The organism is Aeromonas sp. 600886 (genome assembly GCF_049174935.1).
Lineage (GTDB): Bacteria > Pseudomonadota > Gammaproteobacteria > Enterobacterales > Aeromonadaceae > Aeromonas > Aeromonas veronii_A.
This window is the reverse complement of the sequence record NZ_JAAKUB010000034.1, coordinates 18,342-39,571: the sequence shown is the minus strand read 5'-3', so window position 1 is coordinate 39,571 and position 21,230 is coordinate 18,342. Positions and strand designations below refer to the sequence as shown.

The 21,230-nt window shown below is 58.0% G+C and carries 16 protein-coding genes and 1 pseudogene; 8 read left to right on the top strand and 9 right to left on the bottom strand.

The window, feature by feature from the left end:
* Positions 1–156 precede the first annotated feature (156 nt).
* Positions 157–1,563, bottom strand: coding sequence for a DEAD/DEAH box helicase (locus G5179_RS19635; RefSeq protein ID WP_421258957.1), 1,407 nt, complete (start codon positions 1,561–1,563; stop codon positions 157–159).
* A gap of 358 nt (positions 1,564–1,921) precedes the next feature.
* Here G5179_RS19635 and G5179_RS19630 point away from each other — a divergent pair, with 358 nt between their 5' ends.
* Complete coding sequence (locus tag G5179_RS19630) at positions 1,922–2,731, top strand: substrate-binding periplasmic protein (protein ID WP_421258956.1); 810 nt, start codon at positions 1,922–1,924, stop codon at positions 2,729–2,731.
* 125 nt (positions 2,732–2,856) lie between these two features.
* Here the strand turns inward: G5179_RS19630 and aroC are convergent, their stop codons facing one another.
* Positions 2,857–3,945: a chorismate synthase gene (gene aroC / locus G5179_RS19625; RefSeq protein ID WP_021230156.1), complete on the bottom strand. Its 1,089-nt coding sequence runs from the start codon at positions 3,943–3,945 to the stop codon at positions 2,857–2,859.
* Between the two features lie 12 nt (positions 3,946–3,957).
* Complete coding sequence (prmB, locus tag G5179_RS19620; protein ID WP_005345333.1) at positions 3,958–4,893, bottom strand: 50S ribosomal protein L3 N(5)-glutamine methyltransferase; 936 nt, start codon at positions 4,891–4,893, stop codon at positions 3,958–3,960.
* Positions 4,894–4,975: 82 nt separating this feature from the next.
* Between prmB and smrB the strand changes: the two genes are divergently transcribed.
* Entirely contained in the window at positions 4,976–5,500 is a 525-nt protein-coding gene (gene smrB / locus G5179_RS19615) for an endonuclease SmrB (protein ID WP_201951174.1), read from the top strand.
* 17 nt (positions 5,501–5,517) lie between these two features.
* On the opposite strand, the pseudogene G5179_RS19610 reads toward smrB, so the two are convergent.
* Positions 5,518–6,120 (bottom strand): annotated as a pseudogene (locus G5179_RS19610) (histidine phosphatase family protein).
* 35 nt (positions 6,121–6,155) lie between these two features.
* The gene (locus tag G5179_RS19605; protein WP_421223426.1) at positions 6,156–6,566 is read right to left on the bottom strand and encodes a GFA family protein; all 411 of its coding nucleotides are present in this window, start codon (positions 6,564–6,566) and stop codon (positions 6,156–6,158) included.
* 328 nt (positions 6,567–6,894) lie between these two features.
* Between G5179_RS19605 and G5179_RS19600 the strand changes: the two genes are divergently transcribed.
* Entirely contained in the window at positions 6,895–7,449 is a 555-nt protein-coding gene (locus tag G5179_RS19600; protein ID WP_227342831.1) for a porin family protein, read from the top strand.
* Between the two features lie 125 nt (positions 7,450–7,574).
* On the opposite strand, the gene G5179_RS19595 is transcribed toward G5179_RS19600, so the two are convergent.
* Both G5179_RS19595 and G5179_RS19590 read right to left on the bottom strand, forming a co-directional pair.
* Positions 7,575–9,038: a chitinase gene (locus G5179_RS19595; protein ID WP_227342829.1), complete on the bottom strand. Its 1,464-nt coding sequence runs from the start codon at positions 9,036–9,038 to the stop codon at positions 7,575–7,577.
* Positions 9,039–9,344: 306 nt separating this feature from the next.
* Complete coding sequence (locus tag G5179_RS19590) at positions 9,345–10,565, bottom strand: methyltransferase (protein ID WP_201988045.1); 1,221 nt, start codon at positions 10,563–10,565, stop codon at positions 9,345–9,347.
* Positions 10,566–10,748: 183 nt separating this feature from the next.
* Between G5179_RS19590 and G5179_RS19585 the strand changes: the two genes are divergently transcribed.
* Positions 10,749–11,327 carry a PhnA domain-containing protein gene (locus G5179_RS19585; RefSeq protein ID WP_005333203.1) on the top strand — a complete coding sequence of 193 codons (579 nt, stop codon included), beginning with the start codon at positions 10,749–10,751 and terminating at the stop codon, positions 11,325–11,327.
* Positions 11,328–11,531: 204 nt separating this feature from the next.
* Here G5179_RS19585 and G5179_RS19580 read toward each other — a convergent pair whose 3' ends face one another.
* A complete protein-coding gene (locus G5179_RS19580; RefSeq protein ID WP_005351759.1) occupies positions 11,532–13,058 on the bottom strand; it encodes a fumarate hydratase in 1,527 nt (508 codons plus the stop codon).
* Between the two features lie 294 nt (positions 13,059–13,352).
* Here G5179_RS19580 and pabB point away from each other — a divergent pair, with 294 nt between their 5' ends.
* The 3 genes from pabB (at position 13,353) to G5179_RS19565 (ending at position 16,760) form a co-directional block, all read left to right on the top strand.
* The gene (gene pabB / locus G5179_RS19575; RefSeq protein WP_421258958.1) at positions 13,353–14,636 is read left to right on the top strand and encodes an aminodeoxychorismate synthase component I; all 1,284 of its coding nucleotides are present in this window, start codon (positions 13,353–13,355) and stop codon (positions 14,634–14,636) included.
* Positions 14,637–14,678: 42 nt separating this feature from the next.
* Complete coding sequence (locus G5179_RS19570; RefSeq protein ID WP_204418900.1) at positions 14,679–15,245, top strand: CoA pyrophosphatase; 567 nt, start codon at positions 14,679–14,681, stop codon at positions 15,243–15,245.
* A gap of 216 nt (positions 15,246–15,461) precedes the next feature.
* Positions 15,462–16,760: a serine/threonine transporter gene (locus tag G5179_RS19565; protein WP_236271489.1), complete on the top strand. Its 1,299-nt coding sequence runs from the start codon at positions 15,462–15,464 to the stop codon at positions 16,758–16,760.
* A gap of 570 nt (positions 16,761–17,330) precedes the next feature.
* Here the strand turns inward: G5179_RS19565 and sstT are convergent.
* Positions 17,331–18,581, bottom strand: coding sequence for a serine/threonine transporter SstT (sstT, locus tag G5179_RS19560; protein ID WP_124929511.1), 1,251 nt, complete (start codon positions 18,579–18,581; stop codon positions 17,331–17,333).
* A gap of 355 nt (positions 18,582–18,936) precedes the next feature.
* Between sstT and G5179_RS19555 the strand changes: the two genes are divergently transcribed.
* Positions 18,937–20,853, top strand: coding sequence for a RecQ family ATP-dependent DNA helicase (locus G5179_RS19555; RefSeq protein WP_216953537.1), 1,917 nt, complete (start codon positions 18,937–18,939; stop codon positions 20,851–20,853).
* The last annotated feature ends 377 nt before the right edge of the window (positions 20,854–21,230 follow it).

The window sequence follows — 21,230 nt, the reverse complement described above, 5'->3', positions numbered from 1 at the left end:
TGTCCGTTTCACACCTTGTCCCATCGGGTTCTCCATTTATTGGGGGGAAAGGTGTAAACCATATTCAGGACGGGACATGAAAAAACAAAAAGCCCTGCCAGATTGGCAGGGCTTTTCAGTCAACCGCATAGCTGGGGAGTCAAGCTCCCGAGCCGCTTACTGGTTGTGGGTAGAGCGACGGGGACGACGGGCCTGAGCCGGTTTGCCAGCGCCCTCAGCCGGACGCTGACCACCTTGCGGCTTGGGCTTGCCGCCGTTGCCAGTGCGATTGCCACCACCGTTAGCACCGGCGCCATTGCCGGAGCGACCGGCACCTTGACGCTGGCCTTGACCTAGCGGACGCGGCGCACGGCGCTGCTCGCTCGGATCACGGGGCTCTTTGCGCAGCGGCGCGCCGATACCACGGGCGATGTTGTCGAGGGTCTCGCGGGACGCTTCGAAACCGGGCACCTGCTCGCAGGGGATGTTCTGCTTGGTCAGACGCTCGATGGCCTTGATAAGCTTCCCTTCATCGGCCGCAACCAGGGAGATGGCATGACCGGCAGCGCCAGCACGACCGGTACGACCGATACGGTGCACGTAATCTTCCGCCACGTTCGGCAGCTCGAAGTTCACTACCTGCGGCAGCTTGTCGATATCGAGGCCACGGGCTGCGATGTCGGTCGCCACCATCACGCGCACACTGCCATCCTTGAAACCGGCCAGCGCGCGGGTACGGGCACCCTGGCTCTTGTTGCCGTGAATGGCGGCAGCACTGATGCCGTCTTTTTCAAGCTTCTCGGCAACGCGGTTGGCGATGTGCTTGGTACGGGTAAAGACCAGCACCTGCTGCCAGTTGTTGCTGGAGATCAGGTGGCTCAGCAGGGCAATCTTGTTGGCCTTGTCGCACGGGTGCACCAGCTGCTCGATACGCTCGGCGGTACTGTTGCGCGGGGCAACTTCGATCACTGCCGGGTTGTCCAGCAGGCCGGTTGCCAGCTCGCGGATCTCGTCGGCGAAGGTGGCGGAGAAGAGCAGGTTCTGGCGCTTATTCGGCAGCAGGGTCAGGATGCGGCGGATGTCGCGGATAAAGCCCATGTCGAGCATGCGATCCGCTTCGTCCAGTACCAGGATCTCCACCTCGTCAAACTTGACGGCATTCTGGTTGTAGAGATCGATCAGACGGCCCGGACAGGCCACCAGCACGTCGAGACCACGGCGAGTCGCCATCATCTGCGGGTTGATGCTCACGCCGCCAAATACCACGTGGCTGCGCAGGGGCAGATGCTTGCCATAGTTGCGCACGCTCTCGCCCACCTGGGCGGCCAGCTCGCGCGTCGGGGTCAGTACCAGCGCACGGACGCGGTTCGGAGAGACCTTGCGCTTGCTCTCCATCAGACGTTGCAGCATCGGCAGGGTAAAGCCTGCGGTCTTGCCGGTCCCTGTTTGGGCCGCCGCCATCAGATCGCGGCCAGCCAGAACGGCGGGGATCGCTTGTTGCTGAATGGGAGACGGGGTGTCGTAGCCTTGTTCGGCAACGGCACGCAACAAGGGTTCGGCCAGACCGAGGGAAGTAAAACTCATAGTTACCTGCTAGGGATAGGGGCGCCGACAATCCGGGATGGGGCTCCTCTGCTGAGCCGATGCCATCTCGCCAGACTCGGGCCTGTTGAGAACACAACGATTTCCCCGGGGAGCAGAGCAAAGGGGAAAGAATAGGGGCGCAGTCTAACGGAGTTGTGCCGGATAAACGAGAAAAATGTGATGCTCCTCCCAGCACGCACAGAAAAGCCCTCTGCTCTCCACCGAATAATCCCGTTGACCAGTGAAGCACGCACCACACTATTAACTGACAACTTATTACCTGTCCCGTCATCGTGATGCGCGGGTCGCAGGCGCACGGGATAGCAGAGAACAAAAAGCAGAATAACGAGGTTAAGCTATGAGCACGCAATATCGTCCCCACGGCAACTGGCAGGCCAAGCTCTGCCTGCTGCTGCTTTTGCTGACCCCTTCCCTGCAGGCCAGTCAGACCCTGACCGTGGCCTGGAGCCACTGGCCCCCCTTCAGTCAAATCAACAACAGGGGTGAGCTGGACGGGCTGGATGTCAGCCTGACTCGCCAGATCCTCATCCAGGCGGGCTTTGCCCCCAAATTTCGTGAGATCCCCTGGGCGCGGGCACTCCATCTGGTGGAGCACGATCAGCTGGATGTGGCGATGGCCGCACTACCACTACCGGAGCGGCAGAAGTATGCCCGCTTCTCTGCACCCTATCGCCAGAGCACCTATGTGCTGTTGAGTAATAACCCGATTCCAGGCCATCAGGATCGCTGGGGAAAGCTCGATACCTTGTCCAAACTGTGCCACAACAAGGATCTCAAAATTGGCAAACTGCGCGGTACTCGCCCCATTCATCAAATGGACGAGTGTCCTGCCCTCAAGGGGGCGACCGAGTACAATGCCGATGATCGACTAATCGAACTGCTGCTGGCCCGCCGTCTCGATGGCATCATTATGGAGTGGCAATATGCACGCTATCGGCTCTCCCAATTGGGCGCCGAGGGGTTTATCAGTTGTCAGCTGTTGCTGCACCACCAGCCGGTCAGCCTGATGTTTGCCAAAAACAGCATGAGCGAAGAGCAGCTCCTCAAGGTCAACGAGGCCATTCACGCTATGCCCAAACACCATGGGAAGTTCTCTCCCCCCAACTGCCGTCTCGATGCCGATCCGCAGGACGCTGATCACTCTTGATAACCGACGAGTGATAGAAGTACCGCAGAGCATAAGAACAAAGGCGACCCGAAGGTCGCCTTTGATTTGGTTGACGAACCAGCACCCTGAACAGGGTGCGATCAGTCGATGTGCAGCAAGAGCGATCAACGCAGCTGTGGGGTATGGGTCAACACCCCCTGATTCTGGGCACGATGGCGCAGCAGGTGATCCATCAACACCAGCGCCAGCATGGCTTCGGCGATGGGCACGGCGCGAATGCCGACACAGGGATCGTGACGCCCCTTGGTGATCATCTCGATTGCCTCACCTTCGGTATTGATGGTCTTGCCCGGCACAGTGATGCTGGAAGTCGGTTTGAGCGCCATGCTCACCACAATATCCTGACCCGACGAGATGCCGCCCAGAATGCCACCCGCATGGTTGCTGGCAAAGCCCGCCGGGGTCATCTCGTCGCGATGCTCGGAGCCTTTTTGCTCCACCACCGCAAAGCCATCACCGATCTCCACCCCTTTCACCGCATTGATGCCCATCATGGCATGGGCAATGTCGGCGTCGAGACGATCAAACACCGGCTCACCCAGGCCCACCGGCACATTGCGCGCAATGACTTGCACCTTGGCACCGATACTGTTGCCCTCTTTTTTCAGGTCGCGCATATATTGATCGAGCTCTTCCAGCTTGCCCGCATCGGGGAAGAAGAAGGGATTCTGCTCAATCTGCGCCGCGTCAAACGCCTCAGCCTTGATGGGGCCGAGCTGGGAGAGAAAACCGGTGATCTCGATGCCATGTACCTGTTTCAGGTACTTCTTGGCAATCGCCCCCGCCGCCACTCGCATCGCGGTCTCGCGGGCAGATGAGCGACCACCGCCACGATAGTCCCGCTGACCATACTTCTGGTGGTAGGTGTAGTCAGCATGACCCGGCCGGAACAGATCCTTGATATCGGAGTAATCCTTGGAGCGCTGATCGGTATTCTCGATGAGCAGCCCGATGGAGGTGCCGGTGGTCTTGCCCTCGAACACCCCGGAGAGGATCTTCACCTCGTCCGGCTCGCGGCGCGGCGTGGTGTAGCGGGAAGTGCCGGGCTTGCGCCGATCCAGATCCCCCTGCAGATCCGCTTCGCTGATCTCCAGCCCAGGCGGGCAACCATCGACCACGGCGCCCAGCGCCAGGCCGTGGCTCTCGCCAAAGGTAGTGACCCGAAAGAGTTGACCAAAACTGTTCCCTGCCATGCGCGCTCCTGCTTAGTTCTTGTAGATGGCGAAATGATCCTGATACTGCACCAGCTCTTCACGGGTCATCACAAAGACGCCGTGACCGCCGTTTTCGAATTCAACCCAGGTAAAGGGGATCTCGGGGAACTGGGCTTCCAGATGGATCATGCTGTTGCCTACTTCAACCACCAGCACACCGTTATCCTTGAGGAAATCGGCGGCATGGGCCAGCAGACGCTTGGTCAGCTTGAGACCATCGGAGCCGGACGCCAGCGCCAGCTCGGGCTCGTGACGGAACTCGTCCGGCAGATCCGACATATCTTCGGAGTCAACATAGGGCGGGTTGGAGACGATGAGATCGTACTTGTCGCCCGCCGGCAGGTCGCGGAACAGATCGGAGCGGATCGGAATGACCTGCTGCTCCAGCCCGTGATCGTTGATATTGCGCTCGGCAACGTTCAGCGCATCGATGCTGATGTCGATGGCATCGACTTCCGCTTCCGGGAACTCGTGGGCCATGATGATGGCGATGCAACCTGAGCCGGTGCACAGATCCATGATCCGGGTTGGTTCATGTTTGAGGAAGGGCGCGAAACGGTTGGCCACCATCTCGGCAATGGGGGAACGGGGAATGAGCACCCGCTCGTCCACGTAGAACTCCCAACCGGCATACCAGGCCTTGTTGGTCAGGTAGGCGGCCGGTACCCGCTCCTGTACCCGGCGGATAATCAGCTCGGCGATACGGTGACGCTCGCTGCTGGTGAGACGGGAGTGGCGCATGGCCGGGTCTACATCCGGTGGCAGATGTAACGCGGGCAGTACCAGCTGCACAGCTTCATCCCAGGCGTTGTCGGTTCCATGACCGTAAAAAATCCCGGCGTCGTTGAAACGACTCATGGCCCAACGCAACATGTCCTGGATGGTGTGCATCTCGGCAACCACCTCATCGATAAATATCTTGTCCAAATCCACCTCCAAGTCGAGTAATATCCGGCCCGAGCCCCGTTTACCTGACGGGCAAGACGCATACCTAATACATGAGCATCTGATGAAAAAAACGCCCTCACCGACAGACGAGGAAACCCTGCTGTTCCGCGATGCGATAAAAGGTACCCGGAAAATCAAGCAAGATACCATAAGGGCCGAGTTACGCCCGGTCAAGCAGAAACGCGAATTACGCGAAACCCGCGAAAAGCTTGGGGTTGACCACTATTTCAGCGATGAGTATCAGCCCCATCTCGACGATGATGGGCCGACCCGTTACGTGCGGGAAGATGTGTCAAAATTTGAGCTGAAAAAGCTCAAGCGGGGCATTTATCCGCCGGAGATCTACCTGGATCTGCACGGCATGAACCAGCAGCAGGCAAAACAGGAGCTGGCCGCCCTGCTCACCCTCTGCCAGAAAGAGAACATTCATGTCGCCTCGGTGATGCACGGCATCGGCAAACATATTCTCAAACAGCGCATTCCCTGCTGGCTGGCCCAGCACCCCAATGTGCGCGCCTTCCATCAGGCTCCCCGCGAATGGGGTGGCGACAGCGCCATTCTGGTGTTGCTGGATATCGAAGAGTAGAAAAAGCAGCGCACAAACTAACTCTGCCCAACCGGTCGATTGAATCGCAATGGTGATATAGAGGAGTCAAGATTGACCACCAGCATGCCGCCGTTGGGCAACTGCCACGCGAAGAAGTCATCAAATCCGGCGGTCGTTAGGGCGCGGATCACCTTGGCGACCACACCGTGCGCCACCAGCAATACCCGCTCCCCCTGCATGGTCGAGGCCAGTGCCGTTAGTCCCTGCGAGACTCGGGCAATCACCTCATCCAGCGTCTCACCGCCAAGCGGAGCCTCCGCCCAGCGCCGGGTGATGTTGCGCACCCACAACTCGGGATAACGCGCCTTGGCCTCTGCCTGCGTCAGCCCCTCGAACAGGCCGACATGCCGCTCACGAAAGTCCGGAGCAAGTTTCACAGGCAAGCCCAACTGACGTGAGAAGATCGCGGCGCTCTCTCTTGTTCGCAGCAGGGGCGACGCCAGCAACCGATCGAAAGGGGCCAGTGTGGTCGCTATCTCATCGGCCAGCCAGCATATATGCCGCGCGCCATCTTAGTTGAGCCCGATATCCAACGCCCCTTGATAACGCCCCTCGGCGTTGGCTTGGGTCTCTCCATGGCGGATCACTATCAGCTCCATGGTGTACTCCTCTTTCTACGTGGAATATCACAAAACTACTTCCCTTTCGGATAACGGGGATGATCGTCCTGGATCGGCAACCAGGAGAGCTGGCTGACGGTATGGATGTGATAGGTTGGTGCGACCGTTTCGGGGTTATCAAGTGAGACAATAGCCAGCGTCAGGTACTCGGGGTATTGAATGCTGCGATAGCTGAGGGTGGCGCCACAGGTTGCACAAAAGCCGCGTCGAATCGCCTCCGACGAGGCGTACTCAGTCAATACGCCGCATAGCCATTGCACCTGTTTCACCCGAAAATCCATCCAGGCGCCGACCGGAGCGCCGGTCGTGCGCTGACAATCCCGGCAGTGGCAAAAATCGGTAGCAAAGGGAGCAGCTAGCACCTTGTAGCGGATTGCACCACAATGGCAACCCCCCTCTAATATACCGTCACGAGAAATCACCATCTTGTTTACCATCCAGTCCACGTTTGAAGGCATATATTGCCAGCCTAACATCCCGTTACACTAAGTTGATTAGTGCAGAAAACCAATGAAATTTGCGATTTATCAGCGCCCGTTTCAGATAGTATTGACACAGTTCACCATTGTTCAGACAGAAGATAACCACTCTCACCTCCCATCATAACGGTTATGGGTGCTCTGATTATTCATCCCGCTGACAATATGAGATATTGCCACTCACTACTGGCCTGCGAATATAAGACAAGCTCACCCGAGCCCATATAAATCTGTTCGTCGCAGCCATATTCCACGCTATTTAATTGGAACCTGCATGATGAAGTTATTCACTCCCCTGGTGGTTGCCACGGCGATCTTCTCTTCCGTGGCGATAGCAACCCCCTCTCCCCATATCGTCGGCGCCACCCTTGGTTATGGCACCCAGTCATTCAAAGCACAAAATGGGGATCAGGCCGATGGCGGTGACAATATGACTGCCGATCTCTATTACCGTTATATGTTCAACGATTATATCGGTATCGATTCAGGAATATTGTTTGGTACCGGTGGCGTAGTCAGCGCCCTCTTCGATGCAACCCTCAATGACGTAAAAGATATCCATTACAAAGGGATCCGCTCTGCCTTGTATGCACAATTCCCGGTCTCTTCCGGCAACAGCTTTTATGCCAAACTGGGTGCCAACGCCCACAGAGTCGAATACACGATCAACAAGGAAGATCAGAGCAACTCCGGGGTCGGTTTTTATGGCGCTGCGGGTTGGCAATATCGCTTTGATTCGGGTATCGGACTCAATGCGGAGTACCAATATATCCCCATGCCTCGACTCGATGTCAAAGGGGTCAGTGTCGGTCTCAACTACCGTTTCTGATCCCGCCTGATGGGGCGACAACAGGCCGATAACGGGTAAAAAGCAGGGAGATATCTCCTCCCTGCTGCCTGCTTGTTTCCACTACCGATAGATCATGGTGATTGACCATGATCCCAACGGCAACCTTATTTGGTCACCACCACAGCCCAGGGGCCACCTTTGGCGGGATCATCCCCTTGCGTCCACCATTTGGCCTGATAGACGGCGCCCTTGTAGCTCACCTTGTTGCCCGCGGTATAGACCTTGCTGGCCTCCCAGGCAGGCTGGCCATCAATGGGCGGGTCAACCGGATCGACCGGGGCAGGATCGAGCTTGGCGACGATCCGCACTTTCGGCCAGTTGGCGTGGGAACCGTAGAAGTTGGTCACGCACTTCTCGTAATCACCCGGCACCAGCGCAGAATAAGCGGTCTGGAAGCCCACCAGCTCACACTCGAAGGAGTAACCGCCCGGGCGATCAGGATAGTACTTCCAGTTGCCATCCCAGTTGGTGTAGAGCACGTCGGTAGCGCCGTTGAGATTGAGGCTGCCATAGGGAGTCTGCTGCCAGCAGGTGTTCTTCTCATCCGCCTTGACCGGGATCTGGTAGTGGTTGGCCAGCCCTTCCCAGTAGCGGATGCGATTGACCGGCTGCCCTTTGTCCTTGTTCTGTTCACCACACTCGATACCGCCGTTGATGACGTTGATGGTGGTACCGAAGCCATAGCCGATACCGGCGTCAGCTTCCCGTTTGGAGGGCACCCAGGTGCGATCAATCACGTGCAGCATGGCCGGTTTCGGGGCCTGCGGGGTGAGGAAGAACCAGATGGCAGAAGCGAGGTTGAGCCAGGAGTCCGCCACCAGCCCCGGGTTGTTGAGCAGCACTGAGGCATCGCCATCAAACATCGCCTCGGAGAAGGCCCCGTAGTTGAAGTGGTAAGAAAGCTGCTTGGCGCCGCGGCCAAAGTAACCTTGTCCGGTACTGCAGGGCCACTTCTTGTTCTGCCAGTCGTTCTGGCCACAGCCGGTGGTATAACCGGTCTGTCCCTCTGACCAGCCCATCTCCCGCACATGCACTAGCGCCTGTTGCCACTCCTCCAGCCCCAGCGGGTTATCGGAGACGTTCTCCTTGGCAATATGGCCGCCGGTCTCCTGAGAGAAGTGGGCAAAGGCCGTCACAATGGATTTTTTACAGATCGCATCAGAATCGCGCCCGTCGTTATATTCGCCGCAGAACGCAGGAAATTTACCGATGGCCCGCAAGAAGCGGACATAGGTATATTCCGGCGCGGCCATCTGGGTTAAATATTCCCATTCAGATTGGGGAAATACCCGTTCAACCCGTTTTACGTTGTCAGGATTGCTTGCCAGACCCGGTTCAATGGCATCGACTATTTTATTTGACCGGGTGGCCAGTGCCTTGGCCCATATTGTATACATGGGGTTGGCCGTCTTGGCCTTTTCCACCGCGGCCAGATCCGGGGCCGCAATCACATATCCTCCCGCATTTTGTGGATCGGGTTGAATATTCATGGTTGCACTTATTACGGCATAGCTGGGCAATACGCAAGCGGCAGCGATCAGCCAGGCACAACGCTTGGGTTTGAACATGTTTATCGTCCTTGTTTGAATTAATGCGCTCCAAGAGTAGGTGTTCCAACAACTAAATTCACGATGAAAATTAAGAAATTCGCGTAATTTGTGAACCATTTCACCTTGTGATATTCAGTGCAGCTGAAACAAAGAAATAGAACCCAAACGAAAACGCTAAAGCGTGATCTTTCGCCCATTTTTAGAACAGTTGAGACGGCCAGGTGGCCTGCCATACGGTCATTGTTCGTGATGAAAAAAATGGCTGACCCGCTTCACCAGTCAGCCATCAACAATGTTCAAATAACGCTCACAAAGAGCTCGCTGTCAGGCGCGCACGGCACGGATCAGGATATTGCGCGGGGTCATGGGTTTGGCACAGAACTCCCCCACTTCGACCCGATAACCCTGCTCTTGCAAAAAGAGCGCGCGATCCAGCGCCAGCCAGATCTCGAGAGGACGGCGAAACAGATGACGCACCAGCTCCATGCGGGCGACATCACCAAAGCGACGCTCCCCGTGCTCCAACCAGGCGGGGTAGTCCAGCCCGGCGGGCAGCACAATCCCTTTGCGTTCAGCAGCCCAAACGCAGAATGCCTCGAACGTGCCGGTCAGCAGGCTCTTTTGCATATTGGGCACCGGCAGATACTCATCCACCCCGCGCACCTGACGCTGCAGGCAGTCAAACCCGAGCCGCCACACCACTTCCTGCTCGCGCAGGCGGGCGATCCGCGCGCCACCGGTCACCGTCTCCTGTAGCGGCAACTTGAGATCCGCTTTGCTCAACACCAGCTCGCTGGCGCTGGCCGCGGCCGACAGCGGGCGATAGTGGCTGGTACGGATCAGGTGGTAACAACAGGGAGAGATGGTCACTCCGCGGGCACCGCGCTCGGCCACCCGCTCCAGCAGATGGGTGTGGAGCTCGCCGCAGGCATGGAGTGCCATGGCGTGATGTTCGGGGGCGATCAGCGCCGCCGATTCAGGGGCAAAGGCATCGGCGCAGGTAAAGGTCATATTGGCGCCATCCCGCTCGGCCAGCAGCCGACCTTCGTCACAAAGCTGTCCTTGCAGCTCCAGACTGAGGATAGGAGCCTGTCGATGAAGTGACACCAGCCGCCCAAGATGTCCCTTGCCAGCACACCACTCCAGATAGGGGCCCTGATGGGCAGGCAGACAGGCGGTGAACGACTCGATCTGGGCCTGCTTGCGCCCCGGCATATGCAGCGCCATCTCCTTGCTGCAAGTGATTGGCTCAGGGGTAAACGGGGCAAGCTGACTGAGTTGCTGCAGCTCGGCTCCCTCGGCAATCCAGGGGGCAAGCAGACTGCTGAGGGCATCCATATCCGCATCGAGCTCTGCCAACTGGACGAGCGTCAGCCCATTGAGCAGTACCGCCAGCTCGGGCGCCTCATCGGCAAAGGCCATGGTCAGATGATGATATGGCTGATACTGCCACCAGCGTCGGTAGCGGGTGAGCAGTCGATCCAGGTGTTGAAAACGTTGAGCCAGCACGAATGCCCCTGCCTTGCAGTCATAAAGGAGGCTCATTCTAGCGATCCCGCTTCAAATTGCACTCTCAATACCAAACGATCAGCGCCGCGCAACAGCACAGCCAACCTTGTGAGCCAGGGCAGACCTGACAAAGTACGGGGTTTTATGCTATATTCCGCCCCCTCTTTCACGCGCCCCGCCAACGCGGGACGCTTTATCACTAGCTATGGGACCAACAACATGACCATCAACGCCATTCTGCAAGCGCGCGCGGGCGCCAAGTGTGAACTGTGCAGCGCCGAGCAGGCGCTGACCGCCTTCGTGGTGCCTCACTCCCCCGCCAGTGACGATGATCACAGCGTTGCTATCTGTGACACCTGCCGTGGTCAGCTGGAACAACCGGATACCCTGGTGGTCAACCACTGGCGTTGCCTGAGCGACAGCATGTGGAGCCAGGTGCCTGCGGTGCAGGTGATGGCATGGCGCCAGCTGAAAGCACTCTCCGGCAAGGGTGAAGTGTGGGCTCAGGATCTGCTGGATATGATGTACATGGAAGACGAAGCCAAGGCCTGGGCTGAAGCTGGTATTGCTGACGAAGATGACGACAGCGTACCGACCGTTGACTCCAACGGCGCCGTGCTGCAAGAGGGCGACTCCGTTACCCTGATCAAGGATCTGGACGTGAAAGGCGCCGGTTTCACCGCCAAGCGCGGCACCCTGGTCAAGGGCATCCGTCTGACCAACAACCCGCTCCATATCGAAGGCAAGGTCAACGGCGTGCAGATCGTACTGGTTGCTGCCTACCTGAAAAAGGCCTAAAGCCAAGGGCGATTGCTCTGCTGTCTGCTGCCAGAGCACAAGCACAACGAAAAAGGATGGCGTCACGCCATCCTTTTTTATACCCGCTTGCCGCAAACGGCCAACTTGAGCCCATAACAGGCCAGCCAAAGCAAAAAGGCGCATCCGGATGGACGCGCCTTCTTTACAGGGCCGATACCGTTAACCGGCGGCGGAAACGGTCACTCAGGAGGAGAGTTTGCCGTCCAGCTCAGCAATCTTGGCCGACCAGTAGGCCGGGCCGGTTTCGTGGATATTGTTGCCTTCGGAATCGACGGCAACGGTCACCGGCATATCTTCCACTTCAAACTCGTAGATCGCTTCCATGCCGAGATCGGCAAAGGCCACCACGCGCGCCTTCTTGATAGCCTTGGCCACCAGATAGGCTGCGCCACCGACGGCCATCAGATAGACGGCCTTGTGCTGTTTGATGCTCTCGACGGTTTTCGGGCCTCGCTCGGATTTGCCGATCATGCCGATAAGGCCGGTTTCACCCAGCATCATGTCGGTGAACTTGTCCATCCGGGTGGAGGTGGTGGGGCCAGCCGGGCCAACTACTTCGTCACGCACCGCATCGACCGGGCCAACGTAATAGATGAAGCGGTTGGTGAAATCGACCCCTTCCGGCAGCCCTTCGCCATTTTTCAGCATGTCGGCGATACGCTTGTGGGCGGCATCGCGACCGGTGAGGATCTTGCCGGAGAGCAGCACGGTATCACCGCTCTTCCAGCTGGCCAGCTCGGCCTTGGTGATGCCATCGACGTTGACGCGGCGAACATTGCCACCCGCTTCACGGGTGATCTCCGGCCAGTCACTCAGTTTCGGCGGAGTCAGTTCGGCAGGGCCTGAACCATCCAGCTCGAAGTGAACGTGGCGGGTGGCGGCGCAGTTGGGGATCATCACCACCGGCTTGGAAGCGGCATGCGTCGGCGCAGATTTCACCTTCACATCCAGCACGGTAGTGAGGCCGCCCAGACCCTGGGCACCGATCCCCAGCTTGTTGACCTTGTCGTAGAGCTCGACCCGCAGCTTCTCTTCGGTGGTTTGCGGGCCACGGGCGATCAGCTCCTGAATGTCGATGTGCTCCATCAGGGCCTCTTTGGCCAGCACCGCCGCTTTCTCGGCGGTACCGCCGATGCCGATGCCCAGCATGCCGGGCGGGCACCAGCCTGCGCCCATGGTCGGCACGGTTTTCAGCACCCACTCGACGATATCGTCAGAGGGGTTGAGCATCACCATCTTGGATTTGTTCTCGGAGCCGCCGCCTTTGGCCGCGATGCTCACTTCCACCTTGTTGCCGGGGATCATGTCGATATGGACCACGGCAGGGGCGTTGTCTTTGGTGTTTTTGCGACTGCCGGCCGGATCGGCCAGCACGGAGGCGCGCAGCGGGTTGTCAGGATTGGTGTAGGCACGACGGGTCCCTTCGTCCACCATCTCCTGCACCGTCATGTCGCTGTCCCACTGGACTTGCATGCCAATCTTGACGAAACAGGTCACGATGCCGGTGTCCTGGCAGAGCGGGCGATGACCTTCGGCGGACATGCGGGAGTTGATCAGGATCTGGGCCAGCGCATCTTTGGCGGCCGGGTTGGCCTCACGGTCATACGCCGCTTTGGCAGCCTGAACAAAATCCAACGGGTGGTAATAGGAGATGTACTGGAGGGCATCTGCGATAGAATCGATGAAATCCTGTTTTTTTATAATGCTCATATCATCCTCACTGGTCCTTGTCTCTGCCACGGAGCAGGGCAAGGGCTTCCATATGATGGGCCGTGCTGACGTGCTGGCTAAAAACTATCAACCAGCAAAAAACGAACGACACGGCAGTTTTTTCTTAAGTCACCGACACCTATGATACGCTTGCCCACCAGCACCGACTAGGGTTCGGGAACCAAACTGTTGCCTGTGTAACATAAAATGACGCCAACACTTCATATCCATCATCTAGACCATAGTGCTGAACTCCATCAGCTTTTTGCCCGCCTGCAACATCAGCCGTGGGCCATGTTGCTGGAATCGGCGGGACCACTCAGTGCCGATAACGGCTTTGATATCATCACTGCCGATCCGCTGGCGACCCTCGAAACCCGTGGTGAGGTGACCACTCTGCGTGTCGGGGCGAATATCAGCAAACACCACGAAGATCCCCTCGCCCTGCTGGCCCATACCCAGCAACAGCTGCTGGGGGAGCTCGAACTGTGCGCCACTCACCTGCCCTTTATTGGCGGCGCCCTCGGTCTGTTTGGCTATGATCTCGGCCGTCGCTTCGAACGACTGCCAGTGCAGGCCGCCGCCGATATCGCGGTGCCAGACATGGCGGTGGGCATCTACGACTGGGCGCTGCTGCGCAACGTGGCGACCGGCGACTGGCAGCTGGTGCACTGGGGGGATAAAGCAGGCCAAGCCAACCGGCTGGCTTGGCTTGAACAGCAGCAGGCCAAACCGGCCCCCACTTTTGCCTTGCAGGGGTCGTGGCAGAGCAATATGAGCCGCGCCGAGTATGGCGAGAAGTTTGCCCGCATTCAGGAATATCTCGCCGCGGGGGATTGCTACCAGATCAACCTGACCCAGCGTTTCAGCGCCCCCTATCAGGGGGATGAGTGGCAGGCCTACTGCCTGCTGGCAACCGCCAACAAGGCTCCCTTCTCAGCCTTTATCCGCCTACCGGAGAGCGCGCTGCTGAGCCTATCCCCCGAGCGGTTCCTGCTGCTCGATGGCCGTCATATCGAAACCAAACCCATCAAGGGCACTCGCCCTCGCCACCCTGATCCGGCCACCGATCGGCAAGTCGCACGGGAGCTGGCGCAGGCCGACAAGGACAGATCAGAGAATCTGATGATCGTTGATCTGCTGCGCAACGACATCGGTCGGGTCAGCCGGCCGGGCTCGGTCAGCGTGCCTCATCTCTTTGCGGTGGAGTCGTTTCCAGCGGTACATCATCTGGTCTCCACCATCCACGGTGAGCTGGATGCACGCTGGCAAGGGGTCGATCTGCTGCGGGCCTGCTTCCCGGGTGGCTCCATCACCGGCGCCCCCAAGATCCGCGCCATGGAGATCATCGAAGAGCTGGAGCCCCAGCGCCGCAATGCCTATTGCGGCAGCATCGGCTACCTCAGCCAGCATGGTCGGATGGACACCAGCATCTGCATTCGCACTTTGATCGCCGAAGCGGGTCGCCTGCACTGCTGGGCCGGTGGGGGCATCATCGCCGACTCCGACGCCGACAGCGAATATCAGGAGACCTATGACAAGGTCGCCCGCATCCTGCCGCCGCTGTCAGCGCTTTAACCCTCCCCACTGTCAGGCCAACGCACAGGAGAGCTCCCCGCCATGGATCGCCACGAACTGCTGACCCGCTTCCAGTTGCAGCAACCCGCCCCGGCCCATCGCCTCGCCATTGGCGGGCTCAGCCCGGCGGCAGTGTTGATCCCGGTGGTGATGCGCGATAAGGGGCTCAGCGTGTTATTGACCCGGCGCAGCCCACGGCTGCGCCATCATGGGGGGCAGATCAGCTTCCCCGGCGGGCGACAGGATCCCGGCGACGAAAACCTGATTGCCACGGCACTGCGGGAGACCGAAGAAGAGCTCGGCATTCCGGCCCGGCTGATTGAAGTGATCGGCACCCTCAACCCGCTCAATACAGTGTCACGATTCGAGGTGCTGCCGGTGCTGGGGCTGCTCGATGGCAACTATCCCCTCATCCTGAGTCCGGATGAGGTGGATCACGCCTTCGAAGTGCCGCTGACCCATCTGCTGGATCGACGCAACCACATCCCCCTGACCCTTTACAGAGGAGGGAAACCGCACACCATCTACTGGATCCCCTGGCAACAGCACTTTATCTGGGGTGCTACCGCCAGCATGATCAACCAGCTAGCCCAGCATCTCGCAAAATAACAATTTACCTACATTTGGCTGAGCGAGATTTAATCATTAACACTAAAATAACGTGCCAATTGATAAACAATAATTGAATTTTTCTTGTTTTGATCACATTTCCATAAGAAAGTGCGGTTTTTCGTGCCGTAAAGATGAATTTGATCAACATTTTTGATTAGAAAAACCGTATCCTTGCGCCGACTTAATAAGAACCACACATTCGGGGTGAGATAGATGTCAAACACAGTCACTGGCACGCAGGGAGTTGCGGCGTCAACAGAGCAAGGGATCAGCTCTACTCAAACCACTCGTTGGGAAAAACGCGACTCTACCTGGGTCATCAGTCTGTTCGGGACCGCAGTTGGCGCGGGGATCCTGTTCCTGCCGATCAACGCGGGTATGGGCGGTTTCTGGCCGCTGGTCGTCATGGCGCTGCTGGTAGGTCCCATGACCTATCTGGCCCACCGTGGTCTGGCCCGCTTCGTGCTCTCCTCCAAAAAGCCAAATGCAGACATCACCGAAGTGGTGGAAGAGCACTTTGGCGTGGGTGCCGGTAAATTAATCACCCTGCTCTACTTCTTCGCCATCTACCCCATCGTGCTGATCTACGGCGTGGGCATCACCAACACCGTGGAAAGCTTCATGGTCAACCAGCTGCAGATGAGTGCCCCGCCGCGCTGGATCCTCTCCATCGTGCTGATCATGGGCATGATGTCGGTGATGCTGGCCGGTGAAAAGCTGATGCTGAAAGTGACCGAGCTGCTGGTTTATCCGCTGATCGCCATTCTGGCCGGTATCTCTTTGTACCTGATCCCGGACTGGACCGGTGCCGCGCTGGAGCAAGTGCCCTCTGCCAAGGATTTCGCCACTACCCTGTGGCTGACCATCCCGGTACTGGTCTTCTCCTTCAACCACAGCCCGGCCATCTCCAGCTTCTCCCTGGCTCAGCGCCGCGACCACGGTGATAAGGCTGTCGAGAAAGCCGATGCCATCCTCAAGCGTACCGCCATGGTGCTGCTGGGCTTCGTGATGTTCTTCGTCTTCTCTTGCGTCATGAGCCTGACACCGGCCCAGCTGGCGGAAGCCAAGGCTCAGAACATCGCCGTGCTCTCCTATCTGGCCAACCAGCATGCCAGCCCCATCATCTCCTACTTCGGTCCGTTGGTTGCGTTTGTCGCCATCGTCTCCTCCTTCTTCGGCCACTATCTGGGTGCCCGTGAAGGTCTGAAAGGGATGATCGTGCAGAACATGCGCAAGTCAGGCAAAGAGCCGAACGCCAAGAAAGTCGAGATGTTCATCATCGCCTTCTTCATCCTGACCCTGTGGGGCACTGCCATTGCCAACCCCTCCATCCTGGGCATGATTGAATCCTTGGGCGGCCCGATCATCGCTACCATCCTGTTCATCATGCCGATGTACGCCATCAAGCGCGTACCGGCCATGGCGAAGTATCAGGGTCATATCAGCAACGTATTTGTCGCTGTGATGGGGATGATCGCCATCTCCGCCATCCTCTATCAGCTGGTCGGTTAATCCCCCACCTGCCGCTGATAGCAAAAAGCCAGCCGAACAGTCGGCTGGCTTTTTTATCTCTGCAATCTGTGCCTCCGCGATTACCCTTCTCTCTCCTTATTACTCTCCTCACCTTGTTGGATATCTGCATGCTCACCAGCGCCATGGCAGAGCACTTCGGATATCAACATGACGCCCCCCTGCCCGCAGCTCAATATCGCCAACACGTTTACTCCCCCTCACCAAACCATGATGGCGTGTCTGATAGGACGGGTTGGGTTCATCTGCCGCAGCCAGCCACCTCCATTCTTCTGTGATGATGTGATGATGTGATGATGTGATTGTCTTGAAGATCTGGGCTAAGCCATAGCAATCGGCTGTTGGCAGAGCAGACAAAGGTGTGTGACGCACAACAGAGGGAGTAAGCACAACTCGAAGGGATACAGATAAGGCAGCACCCTGGACAAGGGCGACAGAATATCCGGCACATCAGCCAATGAGATTGATCAAAGAGGAAAAGAGAGCAAATCCGGCAATAAAAAGCGCCCTCCGAAGAGGGCGCAAGTGTGTTGTGAAACTGACCCTACGAGATCAGGCTTCGCGGCTCGGTACCGGAGCCACATCCAGCAGGGTTTCATCTTCGGCCATGCAAGCTGCGGCGGTGAACAGCACGTCGGTGGAGCTGTTCAGCGCTGTCTCGGCAGAATCCTGCAACACGCCGATGATAAAGCCGACTGCTACCACCTGCATGGCGATATCGTTGCTGATACCAAACAGGCTGCACGCCAGCGGGATCAGCAGCAAGGAGCCACCGGCGACACCGGATGCGCCACAGGCGCTGACGGTGGCAACCACGGAGAGCAGCACAGCCGTTGCCATGTCCACTTCCATCCCCAGGGTATGTACCGCCGCCATGGCGAGCACAGTGATGGTGATGGCAGCACCCGCCATGTTGATGGTGGCACCCAGCGGAATGGAGACCGCGTAGGTATCTTCCGGCAGACGCAGTTTTTCACACAGCGCCATGTTGACCGGAATGTTGGCGGCAGAGCTGCGAGTAAAGAAGGCGGTCACGCCGCTCTCTTTGAGGCAGGTCAGCACCAGCGGATAGGGGTTGCGCTTGATCTTCCAGAAGACGATCAACGGGTTGACCACGAAGGCGATAAACAGCATGCAACCGATCAGCACCACCAGCAGTTGGGCATAGCCAAACAGGGCGTCAAAGCCGGTCTCTGCCAGAGTGGAAGCAACCAGACCCAGGATCCCGAGCGGGGCACAGCGGATCACCGCTTTCACGATGGCGGAGACACCGTGAGACAGGTCAGTGATCAGCGCCTTGGTGCTCTCGTTGGCATGGCGCATGGCGATACCCAGACCGATAGCCCACGCCAGAATCCCGATATAGTTGGCATCCATCAGCGCCTTGACCGGGTTGGTCACCACGTTGAACAGCAGGGTCTGCAGCACCTCTGTGATCCCGCCTGGCGGGGTGATCTCGGCAGTATTGGCCACCAGATGGAGGTTGGAGGGGAACAGGAAGCTGGCAATCACCGCGACCACGGCCGCAGAGAAGGTACCAAACAGGTAGAGCGCAAGCAGCGGGCGAATATTGGTCTTCTGACCCTGCTTGTGACCAATGATGGCCGCCATCACCAGTACGAATACCAGCAGCGGGGCTACCGCTTTCAGTGCACCAACGAACAGACTGCCGAGCAGACCTGCCGTTTTCGCCCACTCGGGGGCAAACAGTGCCAGCAAGATACCGAATACCAGACCAACCAGGATCTGGCTGACCAGACTGGTGCTATTGACCAGCCGAAGGAGGGGGTGTTGTTGTGTCATCAAAAAAGTCCCTAAGCACCGTAGTGCATGAATCATGAGTCCTGTCTGCAACCACCCATCGGGAGACCCCTGTCGCCCGAATGTGGTGTCTGTGGCCAGCCTTCTGTCGGGCCGATCCGCCAGTCACCGGATTGCATGACGGAATATCCCATTCGCCATCTTTTTTTTCCAGAGACTCACCAAAAAATATCCCGTTTATATCACAAAAAACCGCAACAAAATCTCAACAGCAGCGCAACCACCCATTTTTGTACGTTTTATCGGCACTCTCTGCTCTCGACTTGGCAACCATTCCTGTGTCATCCGTGACCGGCGTCGCTGTGCTATCATCCCCCATTTGCCGCGGAGCCTTGCCATGATCCCATCCCTGCTCAACCAATATTTTGGTTTCTCCGCACTCAGACCAGGTCAGGAGGCGGTGATCAGCCGGGTGCTGGCAGGTCAGAGTGCCGCCGCCATCTTTCCCACCGGCTCCGGCAAGTCCCTCTGCTATCAGCTACCTGCCCTCGCCCTGCCTCACCTGACCCTGGTTATCTCGCCGCTGCTGGCGCTGATGCACGATCAACTCACCTTCCTCAAAAGCAAGGGAATAAGCGCCGCTACCCTCGACTCAAGCCAGAGCCCGGAGGAGAGTCGACGAGTGATGCAGCAGGCGCTGGATGGCCAGCTCAAGATCCTGATGATTTCGGTAGAGCGACTCAAGAACGAGCGTTTTCGCCGTTTTATCCAGCAAGTGCCCCTATCACTGCTGGTGGTTGACGAAGCTCACTGTATTTCTGAGTGGGGCCACAACTTTCGCCCCGACTACCTCAAGCTGCCGAGCTATCGCCATGATCTGAAGATCCCGCAGGTGCTGCTGCTCACCGCCACCGCCACACCGGCGGTGATTCAGGATATGCAGACCAAATTCGGCATCGCGCCGGAGGGGGTCGTGGTTACCGGTTTCTATCGCCCCAATCTTGATCTGGCGGTCATTCCCCTGGCGCCCGATGCGCGGGATAGCTGGCTCACGCAGGAGTTGGCCAACGATCCGGCGGCCCCCACCATCGTCTACGTCACCTTGCAACACACCGCAGAAGCCTGTGCCGAGCAACTCATTAGAGAAGGGATCAACGCCCGCGCCTATCATGCCGGACTCGACTCGGCGCTGCGCAGTCAAATCCAGCACGACTTCATGGCGGGCAAGGTGGACTGCATCGTCGCCACCATCGCCTTTGGCATGGGGATCGACAAAGCGGATATCCGGCGGGTCATTCACTACGATCTGCCCAAATCCATCGAGAACTACAGCCAGGAGATTGGCCGCGCCGGACGGGATGGCCAACCATCGCGCTGTATCGTGCTGGCCAACCAGAGCCAGCTGCCGGTGCTGGAGAACTTCGTCTACGGCGATACGCCGGATTTGAGTGCCATTCTCCAACTTCTTGCCATCATCAAGCAGAGTGGAAGCGAGTGGGAATTCACCCTGCTGCGCCTCTCCAACGACACCAATATCCGCCAGTTGCCCCTTAAAACCCTGCTGGTCTATCTGGAGATGGCGGGCATCATCACCCCGGCCTACAGCTATTACGCCGACTACCGCTTCAAATTTGTGCTGGATAAAGATGAGATAGTGAGCCGCTTCAATCCGGATCGCCGCCATTTTCTGGAGCAGCTGTTCACCTGCGCCCCGCAAGCGCGCAGCTGGTGCACCATGGACTTTGATGCCCTCTGGCAGGGCTATCAGGGGGAGCGGCAGCGGGCCGTTGCGGCGCTCGACTACCTGCAGCAGCAAGGCTGGATCGAGCTTGAAAGCAAACAGATGACCGAGGTCTACCGGATCACCCGTCAGGGGTGGGACAACGAGCAGGAAGCAAATGCCCTGCACGCCCTGTTCCTGCAAAAAGAGCGGAGCGAGCTGGCCAGACTGCAAGCCATGCTCGACTTTTTCACCTCAAGTGAGTGCCTGAGCCACCGCCTCGCCCGCTATTTTGCCGATGAGGTGGCGCCGGTTCATTGTGGCCACTGTTCGGTTTGTCGCGGCGAGGTGGCACATCTCCAGCCCCTACCCTCACTGACCATGCCAAACGAGGCGGGGATCCGCGCCTGGTGCGATCCGCTGATTGCCAAGACAGGTTCGGTGGATGCGCGTGTTCTGGCCCGTTTCCTGTGCGGCATCACCACACCGCTGGCCAGCCGGATCAAGGCCAAATCGCTGGCGGGTGCAGGCCAGTTGGCCGCCCACCCGTTTGCCCGCGTCCTGGCGGCAGTGCAACAAGCCTACCCTTGCTAGATGAGTGCTGGCGGCGTCAATAGCCACCAGCAGAAACAAGCGTTTACAGACACAGAAAAAGAAGACCCTCGCGGTTGCGAGGGTCAAGCCAACGGAAACGTGCTTAAACAGAGCTTGGTGAGGCAACAGTCAACTCTCTTGCTAAAGCATCTTGCTGCTCACACATCGCCAATCTAGGGCACTCAAAATGTAGCGTCAATGTAAAAATTAGAGCCAAAACTCCAAACAAAGTGATTTACGTTGACGTTCACGTAATGACATTCTCATCCATAACCCCGCCAACCCGCAGCCCTATTGCCTTTCGTCAAACCCCTTAATCTTTTCGCAATAAGTTCCCTCTTTCCCATAAACATTTATTTTTTATGTCTTTGACATTT